22 protein-coding genes are annotated in these 25148 nt (G+C 34.5%); 16 read left to right on the top strand and 6 right to left on the bottom strand.

All coding sequences use genetic code 11. The features are described 5' to 3' along the window. Positions 1-197: 197 nt before the first annotated feature. The 3 genes from HZI73_RS25350 to HZI73_RS25340 are packed head-to-tail and all read right to left on the bottom strand — an operon-like array spanning position 198 to position 4857. Positions 198-2951, bottom strand: a complete 2754-nt coding sequence (locus tag HZI73_RS25350) for a YDG domain-containing protein (RefSeq protein WP_212696118.1) — start codon at positions 2949-2951, stop codon at positions 198-200. Positions 2952-3009: 58 nt separating this feature from the next. Then, positions 3010-3903 carry a carbohydrate ABC transporter permease gene (locus HZI73_RS25345; protein ID WP_212696117.1) on the bottom strand — a complete coding sequence of 298 codons (894 nt, stop codon included), beginning with the start codon at positions 3901-3903 and terminating at the stop codon, positions 3010-3012. A gap of 12 nt (positions 3904-3915) precedes the next feature. After that, complete coding sequence (locus tag HZI73_RS25340; protein WP_212696116.1) at positions 3916-4857, bottom strand: ABC transporter permease; 942 nt, start codon at positions 4855-4857, stop codon at positions 3916-3918. A gap of 323 nt (positions 4858-5180) precedes the next feature. Here HZI73_RS25340 and HZI73_RS25335 point away from each other — a divergent pair, with 323 nt between their 5' ends. Continuing rightward, positions 5181-6701 carry a sulfatase family protein gene (locus HZI73_RS25335; RefSeq protein ID WP_212696115.1) on the top strand — a complete coding sequence of 507 codons (1521 nt, stop codon included), beginning with the start codon at positions 5181-5183 and terminating at the stop codon, positions 6699-6701. Positions 6702-6834: 133 nt separating this feature from the next. On the opposite strand, the gene HZI73_RS25330 is transcribed toward HZI73_RS25335, so the two are convergent. Then, positions 6835-8172 carry an MATE family efflux transporter gene (locus HZI73_RS25330; protein ID WP_212696114.1) on the bottom strand — a complete coding sequence of 446 codons (1338 nt, stop codon included), beginning with the start codon at positions 8170-8172 and terminating at the stop codon, positions 6835-6837. 314 nt (positions 8173-8486) lie between these two features. On the opposite strand from HZI73_RS25330, the gene HZI73_RS25325 reads away from it, so the two are divergent. From HZI73_RS25325 to HZI73_RS25310, 4 genes are all read left to right on the top strand, one after another. Further along, entirely contained in the window at positions 8487-9440 is a 954-nt protein-coding gene (locus tag HZI73_RS25325; protein ID WP_212696113.1) for an SDR family oxidoreductase, read from the top strand. Positions 9441-9462: 22 nt separating this feature from the next. Continuing rightward, positions 9463-10446 carry an AraC family transcriptional regulator gene (locus HZI73_RS25320; protein WP_212696112.1) on the top strand — a complete coding sequence of 328 codons (984 nt, stop codon included), beginning with the start codon at positions 9463-9465 and terminating at the stop codon, positions 10444-10446. A 317-nt stretch (positions 10447-10763) separates the two neighbouring features. Next, positions 10764-11210 (top strand): pyridoxamine 5'-phosphate oxidase family protein, encoded by a 447-nt coding sequence (locus HZI73_RS25315; RefSeq protein ID WP_246552282.1) that lies wholly within the window; start codon positions 10764-10766, stop codon positions 11208-11210. Between the two features lie 91 nt (positions 11211-11301). Further along, positions 11302-12393: a hypothetical protein gene (locus HZI73_RS25310; protein ID WP_212696111.1), complete on the top strand. Its 1092-nt coding sequence runs from the start codon at positions 11302-11304 to the stop codon at positions 12391-12393. Positions 12394-12536: 143 nt separating this feature from the next. On the opposite strand, the gene HZI73_RS25305 is transcribed toward HZI73_RS25310, so the two are convergent. Then, positions 12537-13550 (bottom strand): alpha/beta fold hydrolase, encoded by a 1014-nt coding sequence (locus tag HZI73_RS25305; protein WP_212696110.1) that lies wholly within the window; start codon positions 13548-13550, stop codon positions 12537-12539. 24 nt (positions 13551-13574) lie between these two features. Further along, a complete protein-coding gene (locus HZI73_RS25300; protein ID WP_212696109.1) occupies positions 13575-14504 on the bottom strand; it encodes a helix-turn-helix transcriptional regulator in 930 nt (309 codons plus the stop codon). Between the two features lie 379 nt (positions 14505-14883). On the opposite strand from HZI73_RS25300, the gene HZI73_RS25295 reads away from it, so the two are divergent. The 11 genes from HZI73_RS25295 (at position 14884) to HZI73_RS25245 (ending at position 24913) form a co-directional block, all read left to right on the top strand. Further along, a complete protein-coding gene (locus HZI73_RS25295; protein WP_212696108.1) occupies positions 14884-15051 on the top strand; it encodes a hypothetical protein in 168 nt (55 codons plus the stop codon). A 521-nt stretch (positions 15052-15572) separates the two neighbouring features. Then, the gene (erm, locus tag HZI73_RS25290; protein WP_212696107.1) at positions 15573-16469 is read left to right on the top strand and encodes a 23S ribosomal RNA methyltransferase Erm; all 897 of its coding nucleotides are present in this window, start codon (positions 15573-15575) and stop codon (positions 16467-16469) included. A 145-nt stretch (positions 16470-16614) separates the two neighbouring features. Beyond that, complete coding sequence (locus HZI73_RS25285; protein ID WP_212696106.1) at positions 16615-18081, top strand: helix-turn-helix transcriptional regulator; 1467 nt, start codon at positions 16615-16617, stop codon at positions 18079-18081. A gap of 639 nt (positions 18082-18720) precedes the next feature. Continuing rightward, complete coding sequence (locus HZI73_RS25280) at positions 18721-19395, top strand: hypothetical protein (protein WP_212696105.1); 675 nt, start codon at positions 18721-18723, stop codon at positions 19393-19395. A gap of 97 nt (positions 19396-19492) precedes the next feature. Then, positions 19493-20104 (top strand): hypothetical protein, encoded by a 612-nt coding sequence (locus tag HZI73_RS25275; protein ID WP_212696104.1) that lies wholly within the window; start codon positions 19493-19495, stop codon positions 20102-20104. A 456-nt stretch (positions 20105-20560) separates the two neighbouring features. After that, positions 20561-20902, top strand: coding sequence for a DUF3427 domain-containing protein (locus HZI73_RS26930; protein WP_281418839.1), 342 nt, complete (start codon positions 20561-20563; stop codon positions 20900-20902). 156 nt (positions 20903-21058) lie between these two features. Next, positions 21059-21235, top strand: a complete 177-nt coding sequence (locus HZI73_RS25265) for a ribbon-helix-helix domain-containing protein (RefSeq protein WP_246552278.1) — start codon at positions 21059-21061, stop codon at positions 21233-21235. Between the two features lie 120 nt (positions 21236-21355). Next, positions 21356-21646 carry a hypothetical protein gene (locus HZI73_RS25260; protein WP_212696102.1) on the top strand — a complete coding sequence of 97 codons (291 nt, stop codon included), beginning with the start codon at positions 21356-21358 and terminating at the stop codon, positions 21644-21646. Positions 21647-21840: 194 nt separating this feature from the next. Next, the gene (locus HZI73_RS25255) at positions 21841-22131 is read left to right on the top strand and encodes a MarR family transcriptional regulator (RefSeq protein ID WP_212696101.1); all 291 of its coding nucleotides are present in this window, start codon (positions 21841-21843) and stop codon (positions 22129-22131) included. 440 nt (positions 22132-22571) lie between these two features. After that, the gene (locus HZI73_RS25250; RefSeq protein ID WP_212696100.1) at positions 22572-24545 is read left to right on the top strand and encodes an ATP-dependent helicase; all 1974 of its coding nucleotides are present in this window, start codon (positions 22572-22574) and stop codon (positions 24543-24545) included. A 17-nt stretch (positions 24546-24562) separates the two neighbouring features. After that, positions 24563-24913: a DUF2200 domain-containing protein gene (locus tag HZI73_RS25245; protein ID WP_212696099.1), complete on the top strand. Its 351-nt coding sequence runs from the start codon at positions 24563-24565 to the stop codon at positions 24911-24913. Positions 24914-25148 lie beyond the last annotated feature (235 nt).

Genomic DNA, 25148 nt, shown 5'->3' with positions numbered 1-25148 from the left:
GAGAGGCTATAAGTAATGAAAAAATGCTAAGCTATATAAAAAATGTCAACTAAAAAAGAGAAGAGAAATCGGTTATTCACGATACTCTTCTCTTACTTATATCACTATCGGAGTTTGGCTGTGTCGTTACTAAAGAGGTGAATGATTATTATCGTTGCCGCTATTGTCCTAAGTTTGTTACTTGTGTTCGTATCACCTTAATCGGAAGTATCTTCAATAACAACGGGATAGAAGGTTCCACCAATCGGTGCTGGGTATTCATCTTTAGGTACGAAGTTCGTATATTTATCTGCTGGTTTTACATAGAAGGGACCAACATAAACAATATTCTCTTCACTCCAAGGATGCTTAATTGACTGATTGTTTTGAGTCACTCTATTGTTAAGTATGTAGTTAAGTTCTTCGGATATCTGATGTTGAATGGACCAAGGACCCATTATAGCTACATAGCCATCTCTAATACCACGACTACTGAACACGCTGTCTGTACCATCAAGTATTGGAAAATCATAGTATTCTGGATAACCAAGGGATGAGTACTTACCAGTTCGTTCTATTTCATCGTTAGGTCCTGGAAGGTAGATCTCATTATTTTCAATAAGGTTGTTACCTAAATCCTTATGATGAAAGGATACTTCTTGTCGAAATACATTGTCATACACCACATTGTATTCTGCTGTTCCAGCTTGAATAGAGAAGTGTCTTAAGTGTGTTACCAAACATCCTGTCATAAGGTTATTATGACCTGCTATGATGAAGTATGCAGCACCGCCACCACCTTTGTTAAATGCGCCATTACTGTATACATTTGAGAAGGTGTTGTTGTATCCTGAGCAATTGACCGTTTGGCGATATCCGTTGATCACACTGACTGTGTGTAACCAACAGTTATGTGTTGTTTTGTCGAAGAGTAAAATACTTGTATTTGTATCGACTTCAACTAATGCATGGTCGTTCCAGTCTTCTCTTGGCTTTCCAAGACAACCTTCGAAGACAAGATTTTCTAGACCAGCATTCTCAGATCCTACGACGGTATCGCCATCCATTGTTGCAAATAACACGGCATGACCTCTGTAAGGGTCTAACATAGCATCATTTGCTGCAACATAGAGAATAACCTTTCCAGCTTCTTCACCTCTTAGGACGATGTTAGATGGGATAAAGATAGGCTTATCTAAGTAATAATAACCATTCTCAAGGGTAATAATGCCACCACCTGCTGCAGCAACTTCATCGATTTTACTTTGAATGTCATCTGATTTTGTTGCACCTTGAAGGGCAGTATCAGCAACTTGGCCATGGACTTTTGCATCTTTTGCTTCAAAACCAATGGTGTAGCTTCTACTTGGCACAGCTTCTGGTTTCTCTAATAAATCCGTTGTAAGTTTTGCTTTGTTAAGAGCCCAACTATCTGATACAGGTATACCACCTTCAACACCTGCCTTGATCCACTCTTCCATTTGTGGGTATTTGGGGTCTAATTTAGACAAATCAAATGTTGCCCCAGTATCACCAATACCAGGGGTTCTACTTTCTGCTTCTAATGTAATATTTGCTGTCACGGTACATTCCTCTATTTCATATAAGTAGTTACCAGCATCTCTTCCTGAAAGGGTAATGTTGGTGACATAGACAGTTTTTCCTTCGCCTATTTCAGGAGAATCAAATAGTGCATTATAATTGGCAGATACTTGATCACCTGTTACAACACCGTCAAATACAAATGAGACTCTAGCATTTGTTTCACCATCATATACTTTGTTAATACCTTTTACAGTTGCTGTTATGGTAACGGGGTTAATAGTTCCTTGGATGTGTTCTGGAAATACTGCTTGGTATTTGTAAGAATCGGTTCCTGTTATTAAGATATCCTTTATAGACAGAGTTTTGTTTTCACCAACAGCTTTATCTGCAAATTGAGTTGTATAGCTTAATTGTACGTTGTCAGTAGAGTCGATACCTTCTATATGTGCAACTAAATCAGCGACATCTGTACCGTCATAGTTACGTTCATATGCATCAAAAGTAACAGTGATATCTTTGACACTTTCAATGACTGTATAAGTACTGGGAGATACATAGTCTACACCATTAACAGTCATCACAACTTTAAGTGTTTTTCCTACACAATTATCGGTTATAGTAAAATCTTTTTCCTCTGAAACCACTACTTCTTCAGTTCCATTACATGCAATCCACTTATAGGAGACAACATCTTCATCATTTACATGGAATGCATTGGAAGTTAGGGTATTCCCTACAACAGGCACACCCGTCATTTCCACATATGGATCATAATCAACAGCTATGGTCCAATGAATATCATCTATCATGATATTTGGATAGACAACCTTTCCGTTACCTTGGGTATAAGAGTTAGACTCCCCGATGAATTTAATGACAACATCTCCTTCGAATTGAGGCATCTCATCACTAGCTTCCCAAGTGTATGTATAGACTCGAGTTGGCACGGCTATGACCCGATCAAATTGCTCGGCACCTATTTCAACATCATTAATATATACAGAGAATTTTCGGTCTTTACCGCTTCCCCATTTACCTGTTCCGTATGAAAAAGATAGTTTTGATAAGCCATTACTAATGGTATCCGATATAAGCACACCATTATTGGCTGAATCCGGGTCGGATGGTAAAGAGACACTTGTTCCGAAAGCAGGGTCTGCATACGCAAGTCCTGTTCCTGTTATGCCATTAGCCTTACCTTCCAATGTCCATGTAAACCCTGGAATCGCTGCACTAGCATATGTTCCAAGACCACTTGTGGTAAGTTCAGAAAAATCTTCAATAAACTCTCTTTGATATGCATAGGCTGCAATAGATGGATTTGAATGGACAGTTTCTTCAGCAGATACTGTCAACCAATTCCCGACTGCTAGATTAACGAGCATTAATAAACAGATTAAGATGGACGTTACGCTTTTACTTTTCATTTCCTTTCTCCTTGTAAAATTAGGTGGGGGATGAATTCCCCCTGTAGTTTATAAGTTACTAACCTTTAACAGAACCGATCATCACTCCTTTAACAAAGTATTTTTGTAGGAACGGATACACCATAAGAATCGGTAAAGAGGATACAATGATGAGTCCGTATTTGATAAGTTCCACGAGACGTTGTTGTTTAATGACTTCTTCAACGTCAAGAAGTTCCATGTCTGCTGAAGCTTCAACTAAGATTGAACGTAAGAACAATTGTAATGGGTACAGTTCACCGTCCCGTAAGTAAATAAGAGCTCTAAAGTAATCGTTCCAGTGGAACACACCATAATAAAGTCCAAGAACGGCAATAATGGCTTTTGATAGAGGCAATACTATTTGAAAAAAGTATTGAAAATGTGTACAACCATCAATCACTGCTGCTTCATAGAGCTCCTTCGATAAAGAGGATCTAATAAAGGTACGAGCTAATATAATGTTAAAGACACTGACTGAGCCAAGTAGAATCATAATGAAGGGTGTGTTCGTTAAGTTAATCTTCTTCATCCAAAGGTAAGTTGGAATAAGTCCACCATTAAAATAAAGCGTGATCATTAAGAAAAACATAATGAAACGTCCGCTTTTAAAGTCACGAATAGATAGTGTATAGGCCACCATCATTGTGATAATGATACCGATACCAGACCCACTCAATGCATAGATAATTGTGTTGCGATAGCCAATCCATAAATCATTATGATGAAAGAGTAATGCAAATCCTTCAAATGTTGTTTTTTTGGGAAGAAGAATTACCTGTCCTGTGTTTACCATTGTAGGGTCTGAAAAAGAGGCAATGATAATGAAGTATAATGGATACGCAACGCCTAGACCGATAAGGCCAAGGATGATGTAAATCATAATGTCTACGGTTTTATCACTTGCTCCAGTAGATGCTTTTTGTTTTGTCATAAGGACTCCTTTCTACCAGAGACTGGTTTCAGTAACTTTTCTTGAAATACGGTTAACAGTAACAAGTAAAATGATGTTAATGATCGTGTTAAAAAGTCCAATGGCTGCGGAGTAACTATACTGTGCATCAAGGAGACCAACTTTGTAAATATAGGTTGCAATAATCTCAGAAGACTCTAAGTTCAATGGGTTTTGCATAAGGTACGTTTTCTGAAATCCCACATTCATGATACGGCCAACATTCATAATCAGCAAAATGACGGCTGTAGGCATGATGGATGGCATATCAATGTACCTGATTAAATGCCATTTGTTTGCACCATCTATTCGAGCGGCTTCGTAAAGAGATGGACTAATAGAGGAAAGGGATGCTAAATAAATGACGGCGCCCCAGCCTGCACTCTGCCAAACACCTGTAAACACATAGATGGTTTTGAAATAAGCAGGTTCTGCCATAAAATTAATACGTTCTAATCCAGTCCATGCAATCATATGATTGATAATGCCACTTTGAGGTGATAGGAATAGCAGGATGATTCCGACCATAACAACCACAGAAATGAAGTGAGGGGCATAGGTTAAAGTTTGAATGAATTTCTTATACTTTTGGTTTTTTGTTTGATTAAGCAGTAATGCTAAAATAATAGGTGCTGGGAAACCGACTGCCAGTTGGTAGAAACTGATACCCAGTGTATTGGTAATAAGTCGCCCAAATTGGTAAGATGTGAAAAAGCGTTCAAAATGTTTAAAGCCTACCCATGGACTACCCAAGATGCCTTTGAATGCAATAAAATCTTTAAAGGCTATCTGTACACCATACATAGGGATATAATGAAAAATAATAAAGTACACGATGGCCGGTAAAGCCAGTAACCATAACTGATATTTTTTCTTCAGATGCTTGACAAGTTTTGAACCGACACTTGGCTTTGGTTTTGCCTGAGTCATTTCCATAATGTTCCTCCTACATTCCGGTCATAGTGATTTCGTATCCGGATTTCAAAAGTGATTTTTGGATTGTGTTTTATGAATGCGCATTCATTGCCTTGAATTCATCATAACAACAAAGGAGATTGCATGTAAATGAGCATAACTTTTATAGAGTGTGCGATTTTTAAAAGCTGTAGTTGCAAAGGTGAGAGAAGGATAAAAAGAAATATCTATACCGGAAAATAATTACTGTATACCTTTATTAATTATGGTTATTACATTTCTACTTAAGATAGGTTAACATGATTTAGTGAAGGACAAAACATATTATTTAAGGAGTGACAGTTATGATGAAAAAACCAAATATTGTTTATGTATTTCCCGATCAATACAGAATCCATGCTATGGGATTTTGGCGTAAACCAGAATATAGAGATGCCCTTAGGGGTGTATCGGACCCAGTTCACACCCCTAATCTTGATAAGTTTGCTGATGAAAGTATTGTATTAACTCAGGCAGTTAGTACATGTCCTCTGTGTAGTCCTTATAGAGGTATGCTTTTTTCTGGTAGGTATCCAGAGCAAAATGGTGTGAAACATAATTGTAATAACATGAGAACAGATTCACTAAGAGAAGATATCACATGCTTGACAGACGTGTTAGCTGATGAAGGATATAATGTGGGGTATATTGGTAAGTGGCACTTGGATATGCCTGTGCCAAATTGCGATGCAAAAGGAAACTATATGGTAGAGAATGGGACCCATTTTCCAGATGGGTCTAAGCTTGGAGATGTAGACTTAACAGATAGTGCTAATTTATATCATTGCTGCTGGAAGGCTGTTACGCCAGAGAGCAGAAGACACCGGATTGATTACTGGCATAATTACGGTGTAAATGATTGGCGTCAAACCACTCAATATAGAGATACAGATAATAAGCGTTATACAGTGAATAAATGGGCCGCTGCCGCAGATGGTGATTTAGCAGTTTCATATATCCATAATGATCAGGGGCAAAGGAATGAAGATAATCCATTCTTTCTATGTGTTGGTATTAACCCACCTCACAACCCATATACAGAAAAAGAACATACAGATATGGAGATGTTTGATAAATACTATTCTGAAGAAAGAGTTCCGGATATATGGCATCTTTTAAATAGACCTAATGTGCCTGAAAATGCTGAAGCTATAAATTTTGTACGTTATTATTTCTCATCAGTGACAGGTATAGACAGGCAGTTTGGTCGCATTATAGAAGCATTAGAATCAAAAGGAGAACTTGAGAATACGATTGTTGTTTTCTCATCAGACCACGGAGAGATGATGGGTGGTCATAATCTTGGGGCTAAGAATCTCCCTCATGAAGAGTCTTATTTGATTCCATTTATTCTTAGGTATCCAAGAGCTGTAAGTCATAGATTAGAAGATTTGAAGATGGCTGGTCCAGATGTGATGCCAACATTGCTTGGTCTAGCAGGGCTTAAAGAGAGTATACCCATGGACCTTGACGGTACGGATTATTCAGAGATATTTATTAAAGGAGAAGAAGCTAAGATAGAAAAGCCAAAGTCGTCCCTCTATATTTATGATTATCCAGAATGTCAGCGTAAAGGGGTTCGAACGGATCGGTATACTTTTGTCATTGAACGAGATGAACAGGGAAATATGAACAAATCCTATATCTTTGATAATGAAGCTGACCCATATCAAATGAATAATCTTGACTTTGAAGACTTAAGTCATGAAACGTTAGAATTTCTGAAAAAGGAACTTGGATACTGGCTTCAAAAGGCCGGTGATCAATGGTATCAAGATAGAGTGTTCGAGGATTTTATTAACTATGAGTCAGTAGAGATTTCTTAACAAGTATAGGATGCCTCCTATGTACATACAATTAAAAGATAATCAAGCAGTAAAAATACTTTAGTTTATAGAGTAAATTTACTGCTTTTCTATGAATTTAAATATATGAAAATGGTATAGCTGTAAAGTAAAATTACGGCTTGTTATACTCAAGTCTATTAACGACAATTCTATAATAAGCAAAAAATAGTATAGACATAATAAATGAAATTACGGGATACGATAATCCTAAAAACTCTATTGTAGGATTATAAGGGAATATTACAAATATCCATAAAAGTCTAAGCCCTACGCTTCCAAATAAGCCCAGTAACATAGGCATAATCGATTTTCCAAGTCCTCTAACGGCTTGAGAAAGAAGATATTGTGGTATTGTGACAATATACATAGGGATGACAAAAAGTAAAATATTGGCACTCGTTGCAACCACTTCTTGATCTGTTGTAAACATGGATAATAAGGTAAATCGATTAAGGATAAATACAGCAATAATGATTGGCATCATCATGTATCCTATAATGGTTATTTGTTTTACAGACTTTTTAACCCTATCAATTTTACCAGCACCAAGATTTTGCCCTACGAAGGTTATAACAGAGCCAGATAATGCACTTATAAAGGCATCCACTATTCCGTCTAACTTTATATAGGCACTCCATGCTGCAACCGTCATTGTGCTAAATGTATTAACGGTGCTTTGCACTGCCATATTTGAAAAGCTTGCTAATATGCTTTGTATACCAGCAGGAATACCTAAAATAGCTACATCTTTCATCAGAGGAAAATCTACACTTAATTTATAATGCTCTGTATTTTCAAGGGATCTTAATAGCAGTATGAAGAGTAACACAGCGCTTACACCTTGTGAAAAAACGGTAGCAATGGCTACACCAAAAACGCCTAATCCAAGCACTAAGGCAAGCAAAAGATCCAAAATAATGTTTAAAATGCTACAGAACATGAGTATGTATAATGGTCTTTTTGAATCGCCCATTGCACGTAAAATGCCAGTAAATAAGTTATAGATAACACAGAATAGGATACCGTACAAATATGTCTTTAGATATGTATTTGATAAATCAATATTATCTTTCGGAGTACCCATTAGATTTAAAAATTCAAATGAGAACACGATTCCTATAATGGAGAATATAAGACCAAGGCATACAAAAAGTAATGTTCCATTAAATATGATTGCTTTCAGTTTTTTGAAGTTTTTTTCACCATAACTACGTGAAGCATAGGCAGTTACACCTATTGAAATACCAATAAAAAAATTAGTAATCATGGCTATATACTTGGCGGCAGATCCTCCTACAGCAGCAAGTTCTGCTGTACCTAGCCCTCTTCCAACGATAACAGCATCAACGATTGTATATAAATGTTGAAAGAACGTTCCGAAAAGAATAGGTATAAAAAATAATATGGCTTGTTTCCATATTGTACCTTCTGTAATTTTATTGTTCATCATAAGTCCTACTTTGTTATTTATTATTTATGTAGAATGATACGCGTTGCTAGTTTAATCAGATTAGCATAATTAAAATTTTATGTCAATAAAAAAACATGTTATATTGATAATGATAATCATTTATTATACAAAAGCAAATATTGAATCTGCTTATGAAACTTAAAAAAGAGCATCATTTAATGGCATCATTTGATGACATGTTGGCATGGATTGGGGTTAAAAAATTTTCCGAAAGTTGATATACTTAAACCATTATAAGAGACTGGTTAGAAATGAAGCAAAAAACGAGATAAATAAAATGGGAGGTATACAGCATGGCTAGAAAAAAATTATGGATTGATAATACAACTAAGAATAAGAATTTAAAAGGAAAAACATTTATTGTTACAGGAGCAAATTCAGGTGTTGGTCTAGAAACGACAAGACAATTAATTAAACAAGGTGCCCATGTAGTTATGGCGTGTAGAAGAGTTGAAGCAGGTGAAAAAGTAGCTGAGGCGTTTAAAAGTTTACGAGGTAGTTATGAAGTCATGAAACTTGATTTAGCAGATTTAGAATCAGTTAGAGGTTTTGTTAAAAAATTTTTGGGCAAATATAATACATTGTATGGTCTAGATTGTAATGCTGGTATGGTTTCAATGGGCAGAGAAGTTACAAGAACAAAAGATGGGTTTGAAATGTCGATTGGTGTTAGCTACTTTGGGCATTTTCTTTTAACAGAGTCTTTATTAGATATTCTTAAAAAGAGTGCGCCATCGAGAATCGTATTATTATCTTCATGTGTACACGCTGGCAGACCAGATAATAGACCATATGTTCATTTAGATGACTTAAACTATAAAAAAAGAGTTTACAATGCAATGCATGCATACTCAGAGGCAAAGGTTGCAAATGTTTTATATGCACTAGAACTATCAAGAAGGTTAGAAGGCACAAATGTTTCAGCTTTTTCAGTACATCCAGGATGGGCAAGGTCTAATTTTGGTAAAGAAAATACCTTTATGAGAATCATTAGTCCAATTATGGCACCTTTTATTCGGTCCATGACTGATTCAAATGAGGAGTCTGCCCAAACGTCACTAAATTGTTTAATATCGGATGAAGCAGTTAAACATTCAGGCTCTTATTTTAGTCAGAGCAGCGTATTATATCGAGATAAGGCTTGTAAAGATGGTGGATGGCCTTTAACATCACCAAATCCACATGCAAAAGATATAAAAGTTGCAAAAGATCTAGTGAATAAAACATATAAAATTGTTGGGTTATAATAAGAAGATAGGAGTGGTGAACTTGTTTTATAACATAAATTTTGATAAGGACAGTAGACAAATGTTTGAGCGTATAGGTATTGATTTAGACATTTTCTTAAGAGAAGCAGGTATTCCTCCAAGAGCTGTTAATGATAATAAGTTCCAACTCACCTCGGACCAATATAAGAGACTAATAGAAGCAATGGATGAGTATATGAATGATAGGTTTATTGTAGAAATATCAAAAGTCGATTCGGTTGCCTCTTTTAATCCAGAGTTTTTTGCAGGATTATGTGCTGAAAATGGATTAGAGTGCATTAGGAGAATATCAAAATATAAAAAGATTGTTGCACCCATTCAAATGAGTTTAGTTGAAGATAATGAAAGCGTATCCATATCCTATGTATTCAATGATGGGACACCGGTACCACGCATGATGTTTGTTCACGCTCAAATAAGTATCTTATCTATTATTAGAAAAGGAACAGGTATAGAAGCATTAAAACCAAAAAAAATTAGTGGATCATTTGAATATCCAATAGAAGCAGTTGAGTATTTTAATCGAACACCATCCATCATAAGTGAAGGTAATGCGATTGTTTTTAGCAAAGAAGACTTAATGCGACCATTCATTACAAAAAATAATAGAATGTGGGATTACTTGGAGAATGAACTTAATCATAGATTGAGAGAAATGGAAGTTGATCAAAGTTTTTCTGCTATAGTAAGGCGTACATTATTGGAACTTTTGCCTTCAGGTATTAGTGATGCAGAAAAGATATCATTTGAACTGGGTGTGAGCAAAAGAACGCTCCAAAGAAGGCTAAAAGAAGAAAACACGTCGTTTAATGAACAATTAAACCATATAAGAGAACTAATGGTAAGAAATTACTTGAAAATGGATATGAGTTTAGATGAAATAGCTTTTCTAGTTAACTATTCAGATGCTAAATCATTATCAAGAGCTTTTAAAGTATGGACTGGAATGAGTGTGACGGATTATCGTAGTGAACTTTCAAATTGACAATTATAACTGGCCTAGATGCAAGAGGTTTCTGTTTAAGATTAGGAGCAACTATTCATAAATAAGTAGATTCGTTAATATCAAAGGGAAATAAAACGTTTAAACGGATTTTAAAATAAGAATAATATTATTCTTGACTCTTCCTTTGGGTAATGCTTTATACTAAGGATTGAAAGCATAAATTTTGAACTTGACGAAGACCGCAACATTAAGTTCAATATGCCTTATTTATATGAAGATGAAAGAGGTAGTGTCTAGAAAAAATAATATTATTGGAGGAATGTAAAATGAGCAAATAGGACGATGCAATTAAACTAATGGAAGAGCGTTGCGGAAACGATAAAGAGGTAATTATTGGCCTTGCGACAGTAGCATTATGTACGAACGCAGATGGTAATCCCCGTCCTGCTGTCCGCATGGTATGCGCTTATTATGAAGACGGTGTATTTTATGTTTCCACCGACGCAACAAAAAATAAAAGCTTGCAAATTGAGAAGAACAACGAAGTTTCTGTCTGCGGGTTGGATTGGTTTGCTTTCCAGGGCATAGCTGAAAATCTCGGTTGGGTAAAGGATAATAAGAATGCAAAAATCAGAGCGAAGTTCAAAAAAGTCTTCGGCTGGTTCGATGAGGTTGGCGACGAGGACAATCCCAACTCAATCGTTATGCGTATCACACTGACAGAAGGTACCATTATTGACAATGAAAAAAAATACGGTAAAAGTATATATGAAATCAATCTTATGAATAAAGTGGTAAAATAAGGGTATTTTATTACTCGGCTTCTATGGTGTATTGCTTAATCCTGATGTATAATTTATTTTAAGGTAAAACAGGATGGAGGGAGAGTTTGTTATGGAAAAAACAATGGGGGACTTGGCAAAATTCTTGAAGCAACTATTACCGGCGAATATGCCTAAAATATATACAATCAATTCTATGTACACAGATATTTCACACGAAGAGGACATACGAAACGGCGTTCTTGCTTTTAGAGATTTCCTACATCGATTATACGATGGTTTAATCGCTGACAATAGTTTATGTGACATACCCATAAAAGGTAAGAAAAAGTTTTCAGACGAAACAACTTTGACGGTAGAATATCCATTTATGAACAATATTAGAAGTATATTACTAAATATAGGTCAGCATGGCATATTATCTGAGACAGGTGATTCACTGTTGGTTAATGGCTGGGATTTACTTAGTGCTAAAAGATCCCTTAATAAAAATTCAACTGCAAAAATTTCAGATCCCCAAATGCTTAAAAGCATGCGGTTTCTGACTGAATGCGGTATTGATTTTGATGGTATCGACTTGAGCATGAAAAAACCTGATATATCAAAAATTGAAGCAATACAAATTACATATCCTGATTATCCCATTATGATAAAAGGCTGGAAAGCTTTGGCGATTGCCCAGAATGAGCTATCATACCGTAAAAATGATGATATTTTACTCCGATGCGATTACAGGGCGCTGAAAAATGAGGAAGTAGAAGTCGCCTCTGTTTTGACAGACTTTGTCTATCCGTTGTCTGCGCCTTTGAAAGAATTCGTCTTAAAATTACATCAACATTATCTGGATTTAGGAATGAAATGCAAGGTAGATTTAAGATTTTTATGTGTTCATTTAATCTACATGTATAAAGGTAAAGCAATATGGAGGTTTTCCACATCTTTACATAACGGTTACCGTATGATCCTTAAGACAAAAAATACCTCAAAATATGATGATGTAATTAAGAAGTTTCCAGGGGTTTTACAGGAAAAGATTGCTAAAGGATATGGATGTGATAGAAAAAATGGCAGCGGTCATGGCAATTGCCAAAAAGGATGTGAAGGGTTTCGTTTTTCTTTGAATGAATCATTGCTTGATATAAGTCAGGAATTAGCAATGTGGCTAGATAGCGAGCTGGCAAGTATGCAAAAAAAGAAGAGGTAGAAGCATTCTTGACATTAATTAATAATGTGGATTTGATTATAACCGAGTATAGTATAGAACAGCGTCCTCTTATTAACTATAGAGGACGCTGTTTGCAGATATTTTGGAGACAGTATTGTAAATCTGTATAACCCAGGTGAAAATCAAAGATAATCCCATTGTTCCAACCATTTTATAATGGCTTGGTTTGTTTCTACTGGCTTTTCTTGCTGAATCCAATGACCACAATCTAGATTTACTATTTCAACATTAGGTACGAACTCTGCTAGGTTTTCAGACTTAGCAACGCTATCTCGGTCACCATAAATCATGAGAGTGGGCTGTTGGATGATAGGGTCCACGTCAGCCAATAAGTGCCAGTTGCGATCAAGGTTTCTGTACCAATTTATACTCCCCGTGAACCCTGTTGATTCAAAGGCATCCACAAAAACTGCCAGTTCCCTGTCACTCATGATGGGTTCACCAAATGCTGTTTCTTCTCTGGCCAGATTGATCAACGCCATACCCGGTTGTGGCTCTCTGAATGGCACATTCTTTCTATACAAGTTGCGAAGAAATTGGGATGTATTTTCTTCGAATACAGCGTCTGCCTCGCCTGGCTTTCGATTAAAGTGTACAAAATAGTTGTCAGCGCCAAATATATCTTCCATGAACTGGAGCCAAGGTTTTTCTCCTCGATCCATGTAAGGTAAGCTCAGGTTTATCACTTTAGATACACGGTTTGGATGCAATAAGGTCAGTCCCCAAACAACAAATGCACCCCAATCATGACCGACAAAGATGGCATCTTCGTATCCGTAGTGATTAAGAAGCGCGATGAGATCACCCGACAAGTGTTCAATGTCATAATCGGTTACTTCAGTCGGACTAGATGAGTTGCCATAACCCCTTTGGTTTGGCACGATGACATGATAGCCTGCTTTGACAAGGACGGGCACCTGATGGCGCCAAGAAAAGGCATGTTCTGGCCAACCGTGACAGAGTACAATCGGTTTTCCTGCATTTTGTTGACCTGCTTCAAAGACTTCAAGTTCCACACCGTTGACTGAAATATGGGTAGGCTTGGGAAAAACAATTTTATTAATCATTATATTACCTCCTATACTAACTATAGTAAAAACTGTTACAACTAGTAGTATAGAATAGTGGTGTGACACCAGTATGGCAGGTTTGAAAAAAATTTATTGATATTTTTCATGCATCGATCTTATTCTAGATGCAACAGCTCGTCGCACTCTTTCAGGACCTAACACTTCTACGTGTTCACCAAAACTGAATATCAATGCGAAATACCATTCCTTCTCTGGAAATTGAGCAGTCACAATCAGTTCACCTGTGTTCAGAGTTTCAATATTTTCTTTGTCAAAAATGTCTTCAACTCGGGTTCTTACCTGGGGTACGAATTTTAAGGTAATGCTGGTCAAAGACACCTGCTCCTTTGATGCCTCTTCAATTTCTTGATATGACTTGTCTCTACGTTTGAATAGTACATCTTCAACCTGCAAATCAATAATACGTGAAATTCTGAATACCCTGAAATCTGTTTTTAAGTGACAATAGCCAAACAGGTACCATGTATAACCTTTAAAGATTAATGACATGGGTTCTATCTGTCTTGTACTTGTTTCGTTTGCATAGTTTCGATATATAATTGTAATCAATTGTGATTGGGTGATAGCATTTCGGATACTTTTGACCAGTTGTTTCTGTCTTGAGGTATATACCCAAGGCTGCATACCAATTATGATTTGCTCCATATGCAGGTCAAGATGATGCGTTTCATCCTGTGGAATAAGATTACGCAGTTTTTCTATGGATGATTCAAGCTCAACATCCTCAAGAGTTGTGTTCACACCCTTAAGCGTTGAGAGTATGGAACACAAATTGTTAAGTGTCAACAACTGATGGTTTAATTTATAATTCTCCATAATACCAAAACCACCATTGTTCCCAGGGTATGATATAATGGGAATACCAGCCATATTAATAGCTTCAATGTCTCTGTAAACCGTTCGAACGGAAACTTCAAACTTTTCCGCAAGTTCTTTTGCCGATATTCGACTTCTATTAAGTAATATAACAATGATTGTAAGCATACGATCTATTTTCATATTTATCTCCTTAATAAATGTTTGGGATATCTAGAGTAAATAGCATTCTTGCCAAAACGTTTTTTACATAATATGCTTATAATTCGTTGAACATCTTGATACCATGTAATATCTATAATATATTTATTATCTTGCTGATATCTTTTTATCCATAACCATTACATACTAGTAAAATTTAGCTATTTCAATTTAACCTATCATCTAAAATAATAAATGTCAAGCCATTGTTAACTTTCCCGATTAACATGACAACCTATATTTTTGCTTTGAAACACCAACTAGTAAAGGTCAATAGAATACTTTTAGACTGGAATTAGTCTTACAGAATAATTGAAAGACATAACAGGGCAGTATATTGCATTAAATAACAAATGGGTAGATGAGTAAAAGAACAATCCAAAGAAGGCTAAAAGAAGAAGACACAACTTTTAATGAACAATTAAACCATGTAAAAGAACTAATGGTAAGAAATTACTTTTATATAGAAAACATTATCTTTATCACAGAAGTAAATAAAAAGCTTATAACGCTACGATATAAGTGGTGAAGATGTGATAAAATAGCGAGAAAAATAGGATTCAACACAGCATATACCAAAGAAAACATTTCTTAAACATCGTGATAATAGTTGGATTGATAAATGTATATAATCATGTTATAATGTTTTTAAATTATAGGAAGGAGAGTTGCAAAATGGGTATATGTACAATAAGAATTCGTCATTTAGTTGTTAAATAAATACAACTAAATAAATTTAATGTAAGGTAAATGGTCTTTAGGCTTTATTTGTTATGCCTTATATTAGTGGATTCTTATAATGAAAACCCATGTAGCTAACTATAATATAATTTAAAATTGCTATATCTCTAATAGAAGGGATATTTGTGTCTTTTTAGTATGTCTAATGGACTGAGCAGTAAAATTATTAACTGTTGTAAATCACAAAAAAATATTAATAAATTTAGGAAGCTATAGATGGATATTTTATTCATTTATAGCTTTTTTTGTTATCTTGGATATTCAATATACATGAATCCACATCAAAAATTATTTTAAGGAGTGGATTTAATGTTTAATAAAAATAATCAGATCAGATTGAAGGATTCACAAAATTTTTTGCGTAGTAAAAAATTAGTAACTGAATTGATAGAAGAAAGCAATATAAGCGAGTATAATATAGTCATTGAAATTGGGGGAGGTAAAGGTATTATTACGGAACAATTGGTAAAAAGGTGCAGGAGGTTATATGTTATAGAATATGACTTTGATTTATATAAAAGCTTAAAGGATAAATTCTATGATATAAAAAACATTAAAATAATACATGGAGATTTCTTAGAATTTAAATTGCCAGTGGAATATAAATATAAGATTTTCTCAAGTATTCCTTATAATATTACGGCAGCTATTTTGTCAAAATTAACATCTGCTACCAATCCTCCCGAAGATATATATATTGTTGTTCAAAGGGAAGCAGCAAAGAAATATGCAGGTAACCCCTATAATAGAGAAAGTATGCAATCCTTACTTCTGAAGCCATATTTTGATATTAATATTATAAGAAATCTTAAAAGAACTGATTTCAAGCCAGTGCCTAGTATTGATAGTGTGTTTATGTGTATTAAAAGAAGGGAGAATATATTAGTAAAAAAAGATTGGAAAGATTTATACTTAGACTTTATTGCATATATCTTCAGTAATATAGGAAAAGATATGAAAAGCAGATGTAAAGGTATTTTTTCTTATAAACAGATGAAGAGGCTATCTAATGATATTGGATTTCAAATTACAGATAGCCCAACCTGTCTAAGTCACGAGCAATGGTTAAAAGTGTTCCAATATTATATAATAGGGGTGTCAGATGAAAAGAAAGAACGGATCAATAATGCATACTTGAATCTTATAAAAGAACAAAATAAAATAGATAAATTATATCGAAGTAGAAAATTAACAAAAGAACTTTAAAGATGGCAAGAGAATACGTATCCTACATAAAAAGAGTATTGATTCATTAACCATACCATGTGGGGCAGAGGACAAAACTCCGTATTTTAAGACATGATTTTAGACGAATGATATTGTATAATAATATTTGGAGGAGGGTGGTTTTATGAATTGGATACAAAGCTTATCTAAAGCTATTAATTATGTCGAAAATCACTTAAGTGAAGACATTAGTATAGATGAAATAGCAAGCCAAGTCTATTCATCAAGTTCACATTTTCAATTTGTTTTTCATGTAGTGATGGGCATGACCATCGGCGAGTACATTCGTAATAGACGACTAAGCTGTGCTGCCCAGGATTTGTTGCAGTCAAATAGTAAAATGATTGATGTAGCTATGCGTTATCAGTATGATTCCAGGGAAAGCTTTTCTAAGGCGTTTAAACGCTTTCACGGGGTTCCACCGTCGAAAGTGCAGCTGAGGAAGGTTAAGATATTTCATCCATTGTCTATTAACGTTACCATTAAAGGAGGTTTTGATATGTCACGTCATCTGATTGACGAATTCTATTGGAATGATATTGAAGAACAAAAGGACGAGAAACTGACTGGTGAAGAGAAATATAAAAGAATTGTTAGCTGGGCAGGCAAAGCAAGAGGGCAAAATCCAAGTGTTTTTGATGCATTGACCGAATGGGTACTGGATGATTCTCAATGGAGTGAGGAAAAACTGGCTGAAAACGAGCAAATTTTAATGCAGGGTGTGTTTGGGCGATTCAAAGAGCAAAATGCACAACTTCGGACGTACTTATCAGAATTAGAGCCATCGGGTGTGGTAAACCCTGCAGCGTTTAAGGCACTAGATCGATTTGATAATGAGCTTTCAGGACTTTCTCATGACAAGGGGTTGCAAGAGGTTGTAGCTCAGGTATTTGCTGATTTTTCTGCCATGGAAGATCCCAGTATACGAGAGCAAATTGCAGGAAATAAAACAGGACCTACAGGTACCAATAGTGTAGATCTATATGGATATATCAATCACTTAAAGGACTGCGATGCGGGTGTCCAGTGGGCGCTTTTCATGCCAGATGTAGTTGAGAAGCAACAAAATGGCTTCAAAGTGGACAGCTTTGAATACAAAAAAATGCCTGCCATGCGATTCATAGGGAAGGAAGTCGATGACTTAGCCAATACAGAAACTCGTAAAGGGTTTTTCGCCATTCTGGACACGATGAACGCGTATAAATCTGATCTTGGCTATGATGTTCTGTTTATGCACCATTACGGATTAGGCGTAGACGTTGGTCCATGGCATGGTGTTTGGGGACGTTTTATGCGGGCAGATACCCCTGTACCGGAAGGTTTTCTCTATTTCGACTTCATCCCCCAAAGCGATGGCAAGGTGGGAGCTCCATACATTTCTCAATTTGCGTATGCAACATTCTCCGGCGATATGGATGCTATGCATAAACGCGAAGGTTATGACTGCGATGCCATGTACGATGTCACTAGAAACATTATGCTTGGTGAGGGGGTTAATATTCCCTACCCAGATAAATATTGGACTGCGGAAGTATTTCTTAATGGATGCGATAAATATAGTACGGCTTTTATGTTTAGTGCAGAACTGTAAAAGTTCTTGGGGAGCAAGGATTTAAGTTCTAGAGGAATGGGAAAGAATATTGAAGAAAACTGATACTGAAGAATTATACACTAATTTATTTGATGGATTATGAACTATGTCAACAGGTGTGCTTGAGTAAATTCTATATGAATAGTAATTGTTATATGAAAGAGTCTACAAATTATGTAGGCTCTTATTATTTAATGATTGTTATGGAGAATTCACCAAAGACTATATTGGATTTTATTGTCAAATGATTTATCGTCGTTTAATGGAGGGAGTACGAGTCAGCTAGTTTTTTATTCGGTAATATTTTTTAAACAGTCTTACAACCCTTGATTTAAATTAAGATTAGATAGGAAATATTCTTTCAATAGGAAAAATTTATTTGTTAGACATGAGTAAGTATGAAATATTTATTACTGTATGAAATATTTATTTTTTTATTGATTTTTCTATTGGCTAAGGTACAATTAGGTTTATAAATAAATAAAGGAGGGTAGATGAATAGTAACAGTGCACGGTATGATGACGACTTCAAGAAGATATTCCTGACTTCTAAATTTTGGTGAACATACTTATGTAAGTCTCGAAAACCAATATACATATAAGGAAGGAAACTACAGTGAATAATAAGGAGAGAGTAAAATGAAAAAAAATATTTTAATGTTGATACTAATCATTTCATTATTTTTGAGTATGGGTAACTTATCAGTAACTGCGAATGATGTAACATCAATAAAAGTAGAACGTGAAGTAGAAAGAGAAAAGGCCCTAGAAAAACTATATGAACGTCAAGAAAAATCAGGTTACTATAAGTTGGTTGAGGGTGAAAAATCCAATTCATACGAAGAAGTTGATTTAACCCTGTTGTCTGATAGCGAGCTTCAGGGTATTGTCGATGATTTGAATTCTAAATCAAAATTAATTACATGTACAGTTTATCCTACCAAAGAATCTATGCTTCAAGACACAAATAGAGGTAGTAGTGCTTATCTAATGACGTTCACACCAACATATAGCTATACAAATGGACTTGTGGTTATGCAAGGTACAGTAAAACTTCATGATGGAGGAGACATTTCCTCTTGGATTACTCGTATTGATGGTTATGTTTCTGCATCTAATGTATTTTCAGCAGATGATACTTGGATTACAGGAAAAAACTATTTGCCACTGGATACTTTTTATGTATATGAAGAATTACATCTTTATCATACATCTAATGTAACGATGTATTTTGTTGATGGTTCAATAACTGTAACAACCACTAACACAACACCAGGATACTTAGGAATTTATCATGAAGCCGATTTGTGGTAAGATTCATAATTCGGAACTTAAAAAATACTTATGTTCTATTAAGAAATCAAAATTGTGTGAAACTAAGAGATATGATACTAGGATAGTTAATCCTAAGATGGATGAAATTATATCCAAAGATTCTTATGTTCAATTTCTTTTATTTCAACTAGTCACCAATTTCGACAAAGGAAGCCTTGATCACAAAGCTAATTTCAAAATTGTCTATGATTGTGGTCAAGAAGAATTTGAAGAAAGTGCACTTGTACAATTATTAAGTATTTTTAATACAGTCATGGTAAACTATTATGGAGACCATATAGAAGTCATTTGCGTTATTACAGAATCAGATCATATGACAAATATAATTAGTATCTTTATGAATTTATATGATAGGAAATTATTAAATCCTTTCATAATGTCTTTTATTAATTTACTAGATAAACAAAACACTCCTTCTCATGGAGATGATATTTATTTATTATATAAAGATAATCTAGACTTAGATAATCTTTCACTATCCTCAGAAGAAGAACTATTTTTGAGAATGCTAAAGGTACAAGTTGATTTTAGTCGTCCATATTTTATGTTTTACTGTCACGGTTTCAATGAAATAACATTAGCAAGAGATAACTTGCTTGCAAAGCTGTATTTTGCATGTAAGAATATTTTAATTCTATCTAGTAATGATTCACTTGATTCATTATGTTTGTTGTTAACAAGGTCATAGCAAATTGAATTTTGTCTTTGTAACAAAAATTCTTTCCTTGACCTCGGTCAGAGGCAAGCTATCTAATCGTTTAACTTTTCCTTTTGGAAAAGTTTCGGTAAGTACCTTGTTTCGCAAGAATTATTAAATAATTCTTGTTGAAAGTAAGCAAAAATAAAATACTATATATAAGTACCCTCTGTTTCATTGTAAATTTAGGGTGCTTTTTTGTCCTTTAACTTATTAAAATTCTATTAAAATCATCATAAAATCGGGACAACCCTTCTTTAAAATCACTTTAGAAGTAGGGGGTATCTTTTACGTAATTGTTTTCATTTAACAAATTTACTTAGTCATAAGTGTATTGGGTATTAGCACAATTCTTTATTTCCTGTCATAACTTCAACACTGCACTTGTCATGTTCCATTATACTATTTTAAGTCATAGTGCTAATGGAGATTTATTAGCTGGATTTATTGTTTATAACTCTAAATAAGTCAGAGAAAAACTTTAGTGAGTCAACCATGTATGAAGACTATGCAATAAGTGACAGACTTTTTCACTGGCAATCGCAAAGTAGAACATCAGATACATCATCTACCGGTCAAAGATATATCAACCAAAGAAATAATGATACGACTGTGTTACTTTTTGTAAGAGAGTATAAATCAGAGAATGGGATAACGTCACCGTACTACTTCTTGGGTAAAGCTAATTATGTATCTCATAGTGGTAGCAAACCTATTAATATAGTATGGGAGCTTGAAGAAAAAATACCTGTTAAAATACATAAAATGAGCAATAAGAATGTGGGGTAGAGGAAGAGAATGTATAATTGGTTTATTTATAATTTCTAAAACTTGATTGTGATAAATGATTTATATGTAAAAGGGTTGATGTGAAAATTCTTATTGATATTTTGGGCTACATATTATATACTTATTATGGGCTACAAAATAGTAGGAGGTGAATATGTGCCTAAGAAAGTAGGCAGACCAACTGATAATCCTAAAGGCAAACCTATTCATGTAAGGCTTGATAACAAAAGTAATGAAATTCTAAAGGAATATTGTGAAGAATATAAAGTTAGTAGAGCCGAAGGAATTAGACGTGGGATAAGCAAGTTGGAAAGCGACTTAAAAAACAAATAGAAAGAAGCGGTGAAAGCCCATCAAGCAATTACACCACTTCTCCCAGACCACTAACCTAAATAGCGGTAAATCCATTATACCCTGTTTAAGATAGTAATACAAGAATTGGAGGTATAATTCATGGCAGATATAAATGAACATTTTAGTTTCTTTGCATCACAAATGCTAGCGGAAGCGTATAAAGAATTCAGCAGAACGGATTTAGAATATCAAGAAATTGAATGTTACTTAAATGTACATTCTAAGAAGTTTTATAAAATACTTAGTTCGTTAAGTAAAGAAGATAGAGAATTTACAGAGGAATATATAAGTAAGCAATCCTTGGAAGCTAATTGTGCTAATGAAAGCTTGTATATTGCAGGTTATATGGATTGTGTGAAATTACTGAAAGAAATTGGAGTATTATCATAAGATTGTCTTAAGTTTAAACCGATAGAACATAAAATGTTTTATCGGTTTATTAGCTTGAATAGCTTCTTTCATACTGACGTTTGTGACTCAATGTTTTGTTGTTGTACATTAAGAAGATATTTTTATATGTACTGATATTATTGGCATATGCGATTGCTAGTAATACAATATTATCAGTTGAGAAGATAGCTTTTATGACAAAAGTAATTGTAAAAAATAATGCAGAACGCTATGAGTATATAAATGAGCACATAAATGAACATATAAATGAGCATATAAATGAGCATATAAAATTAAACAGATATGAAAGATTAGTATTAGATGCAATAGCCAATAATCCTAAAATTAATCAAAATAAGTTAAGTGAAATTTTAGGAGTGTCTAAATCCACAGTAAGGAGAGTTACAGATTCGTTAAAGGAGAAAAACATAATAGAACGAGTAGGTTCATCTAAAGGTGGTTATTGGAGAATAATTCAAGATTAGAAGGTCTAATTGAATTCATTAAGAAAAAAAATGAATGGATTGAATCCTATAAAGGATAATAAGACTATCCTTTGTCGTAGTTTATCTGACGGTTTTTCTTGCTTTCTATCACTCGTTGTGTTAGAAGTGATAGAAACTGATAGAAAGAGTGTTATATGAGATTATATGAAAACGAAACGGTTGAATTAATAGAAATCCATAACTCTAATTTAAATAAAAAATGTTGCCTTTGCAAAAACAAATGATGATAATCCTCAAATTCAAAAACGTCCACACTTTGTCATTTGTGTGGACGTTTTTGAATAATAAAGCTAAGAACGCTAAGATACGTTTAAGGAATAAACTTCTATTCAACAATTTTCATTTACCATCTACTTATTTTCCACTTTATATGCTATAATAAGAACAAACGTTCTTGAAAAGAGTGAAGAGGAATGTATATGAGATCAAATGACGAAATTCGTAATTCAATAGAAGCTTTTTCAGCGAGAGAGTTAACAGAACTTGAAGACTCTTTAAGTGATAACTGGTATCTTGAAAAATTAAATATAGGTCAGAAGATTGCAGCCACTCGCAAAGAGGGGAATTTCCTTGTCATAGCAGGACCGGGTACTGGCAAAACACATACATTAGCTTATCGAGTACTTCATATGATAAAAACAGGTACGGATCTAAGTAAAGTAGTTGTCATTACCTTTACAAGAAAAGCCGGCAATGAGCTAAAGTATAGAATTAATCAACTCATGCCCAATACAGAATTAGGTTTTGTTGGCACATTCCATGGCTTTGCTAATCATATATCACAGATGAATGGCAAGCAATCACCCATATCAAAATTTCGATTGTTGGATGCTGAAGACGATCGCCAAGTTCATAGCCTTGTTATGACAGACTATAGAGGCTTTAGCAAACCTATTCGTGCTGGTCGTATACAAAAACTTATCTCTTATTGTGTCAATACGGATATGACACCCCAGGAATATATTAAGAAATTCGATTTGCGAAACTTGATGGATGACGGTGATGCTATTGAAGCATATAGGAAAGTATATGAACGCTATAAAGTGGAACACATGTTAGCTAACTATGATGATATGATTTTGAAAATCAGTCATTTTATGGATCATAAAGAGAATCGTCTACCATTACCATACAAATACCTTATGATTGATGAGTACCAGGATACAAATAAAATGCAGTTGGATTTTATCAAAAAACTTAACATACCCAATGTGATGGCTATAGGTGATGATTTTCAAGGGATTTATTCCTTTAGAGGAGCAGACCATAAGATTATTTTAAACTTTTATCGTGACTTTGAAGATGCAAAGATGATAAAGCTGACCAGGAATTACCGATCTGTTCCTGAGATTGTGAATCGGGTCAACCAGACAGTTGAAGCTTCAAAACTTGGGTATCAAAAGGTTTTAATTTCAGCAAAAGACATGTCTGGTTATGTAGAAGTAGTACCAGGTAATACACTGGAAAGTCATCGGGACTTTGTGATATCAAAAATTAAAGAAAAGCCTGAAGAAAGTCATGCATTGATTTATCGCTATAACAAGCACAGAACGGTTTTTGAAAAAGCCTTGATTAACGAGGGTATTGATTATGCGGTTTATGGTGGTGTCCGTCTGTTGGAGAGAAAGCATATAAAGGATGTACTGGCTTTTCTTATGGTATATCTGAATCGCAGGGATGTAGTCAGCTATAATCGGATATTAACCATTTATCCCGGAATTGGTCCAAAGACGGCGAAAAGGCTAATGAAATATGAACTTAAGGATACGGATAGGCTTAATGATGAAAAGACTGCTTTTGTAGGACAAGTTAGAGACATACTGACAACAACAGTGAATAAGGATGAGCTGTTATCTCTCGTGATTAAACTCTATATGTCCATTTACGATCTTATCGAGTCAGACTATTATACCGTAAGTGATGTTAAAGATGACTTTCAACTGCTTACAGATTTACTGCAAAGTTATGAGTCATTGGAAAATTTCATCATCAATCTTATTTTGGACCCTGTTGTTGACCTAAAAAAGGGGAAAAACCCTAAGGTTATACTGACTACCATTCATTCTGCAAAAGGTCTTGAGTTTGAGAATGTCTATTACTTTCACTCTCATGATTGGTACAAAAATTATGATCTTGAACAGACAGAAGAAGACCGCCGATTGTTTTATGTGGGCATATCCAGAGCAAAAAATAATCTCTATGTTTTTGATCATACGGATGTACCACGTCCTTTTGAAAGTATTCTGAAAGACTTTGAAAAAATAGATATGGCAAGCGTTTCCGATGATTCCTCAGACCCAGAAGAGGCCAATGATGTTGAGACTGAGAAAGATGAAAAGAAGGAACAATCAAATGTGATAAAGGTTGATTTTGGCAGTGGAAAACGAAAATGAGAAAGGAGAATTTCAAAATGGATAATTCAAGAGTTTTTGCAATGTCTTTTTCAAAAATCTATCCTATGTATATACAAAAGGCAGAGAAAAAAGGAAAAACTAAGGAAGAAGTAAATGAAATCATTTATTGGCTAACGGGTTATGATGAACTTGGATTACAACAACAAATCGATAAAGAAGTGAATTTTGAAGAGTTCTTTAACCAAGCACCTTGTATGAATCCCAATGTTTCACTCATCAAAGGCGTCATTTGTGGATACAGAGTGGAAGACATAGAAGATAAATTGATGCAGCAGATTCGCTATTTAGATAAGTTAATTGATGAGTTAGCCAGAGGTAAAAAAATGGAGAAAATATTAAGGAAATAAATACTTGCATTATAATGAGAAATTGGTTAAGGTGTTGAGAAATCAGCACTTTTTTATTTGCAACCATTGCAATATACGCTGTGGTTTGAAAGCATTCCATCCCCATTATTATGTTTGATTTCTTGTGTATATTTTTTACCTGATATTATGTCTAATTTTTACTGTATATTTATGACATAACATAAGATATAATTTATTTAAATATTTTTTCAATTTGATATTATAATTTTATACA

This window comes from Vallitalea pronyensis (genome assembly GCF_018141445.1).
GTDB lineage: Bacteria > Bacillota > Clostridia > Lachnospirales > Vallitaleaceae > Vallitalea > Vallitalea pronyensis.
The sequence above is the reverse complement of the archived record's forward strand: the minus strand, read 5'-3'. Positions and strand labels throughout refer to the sequence as shown.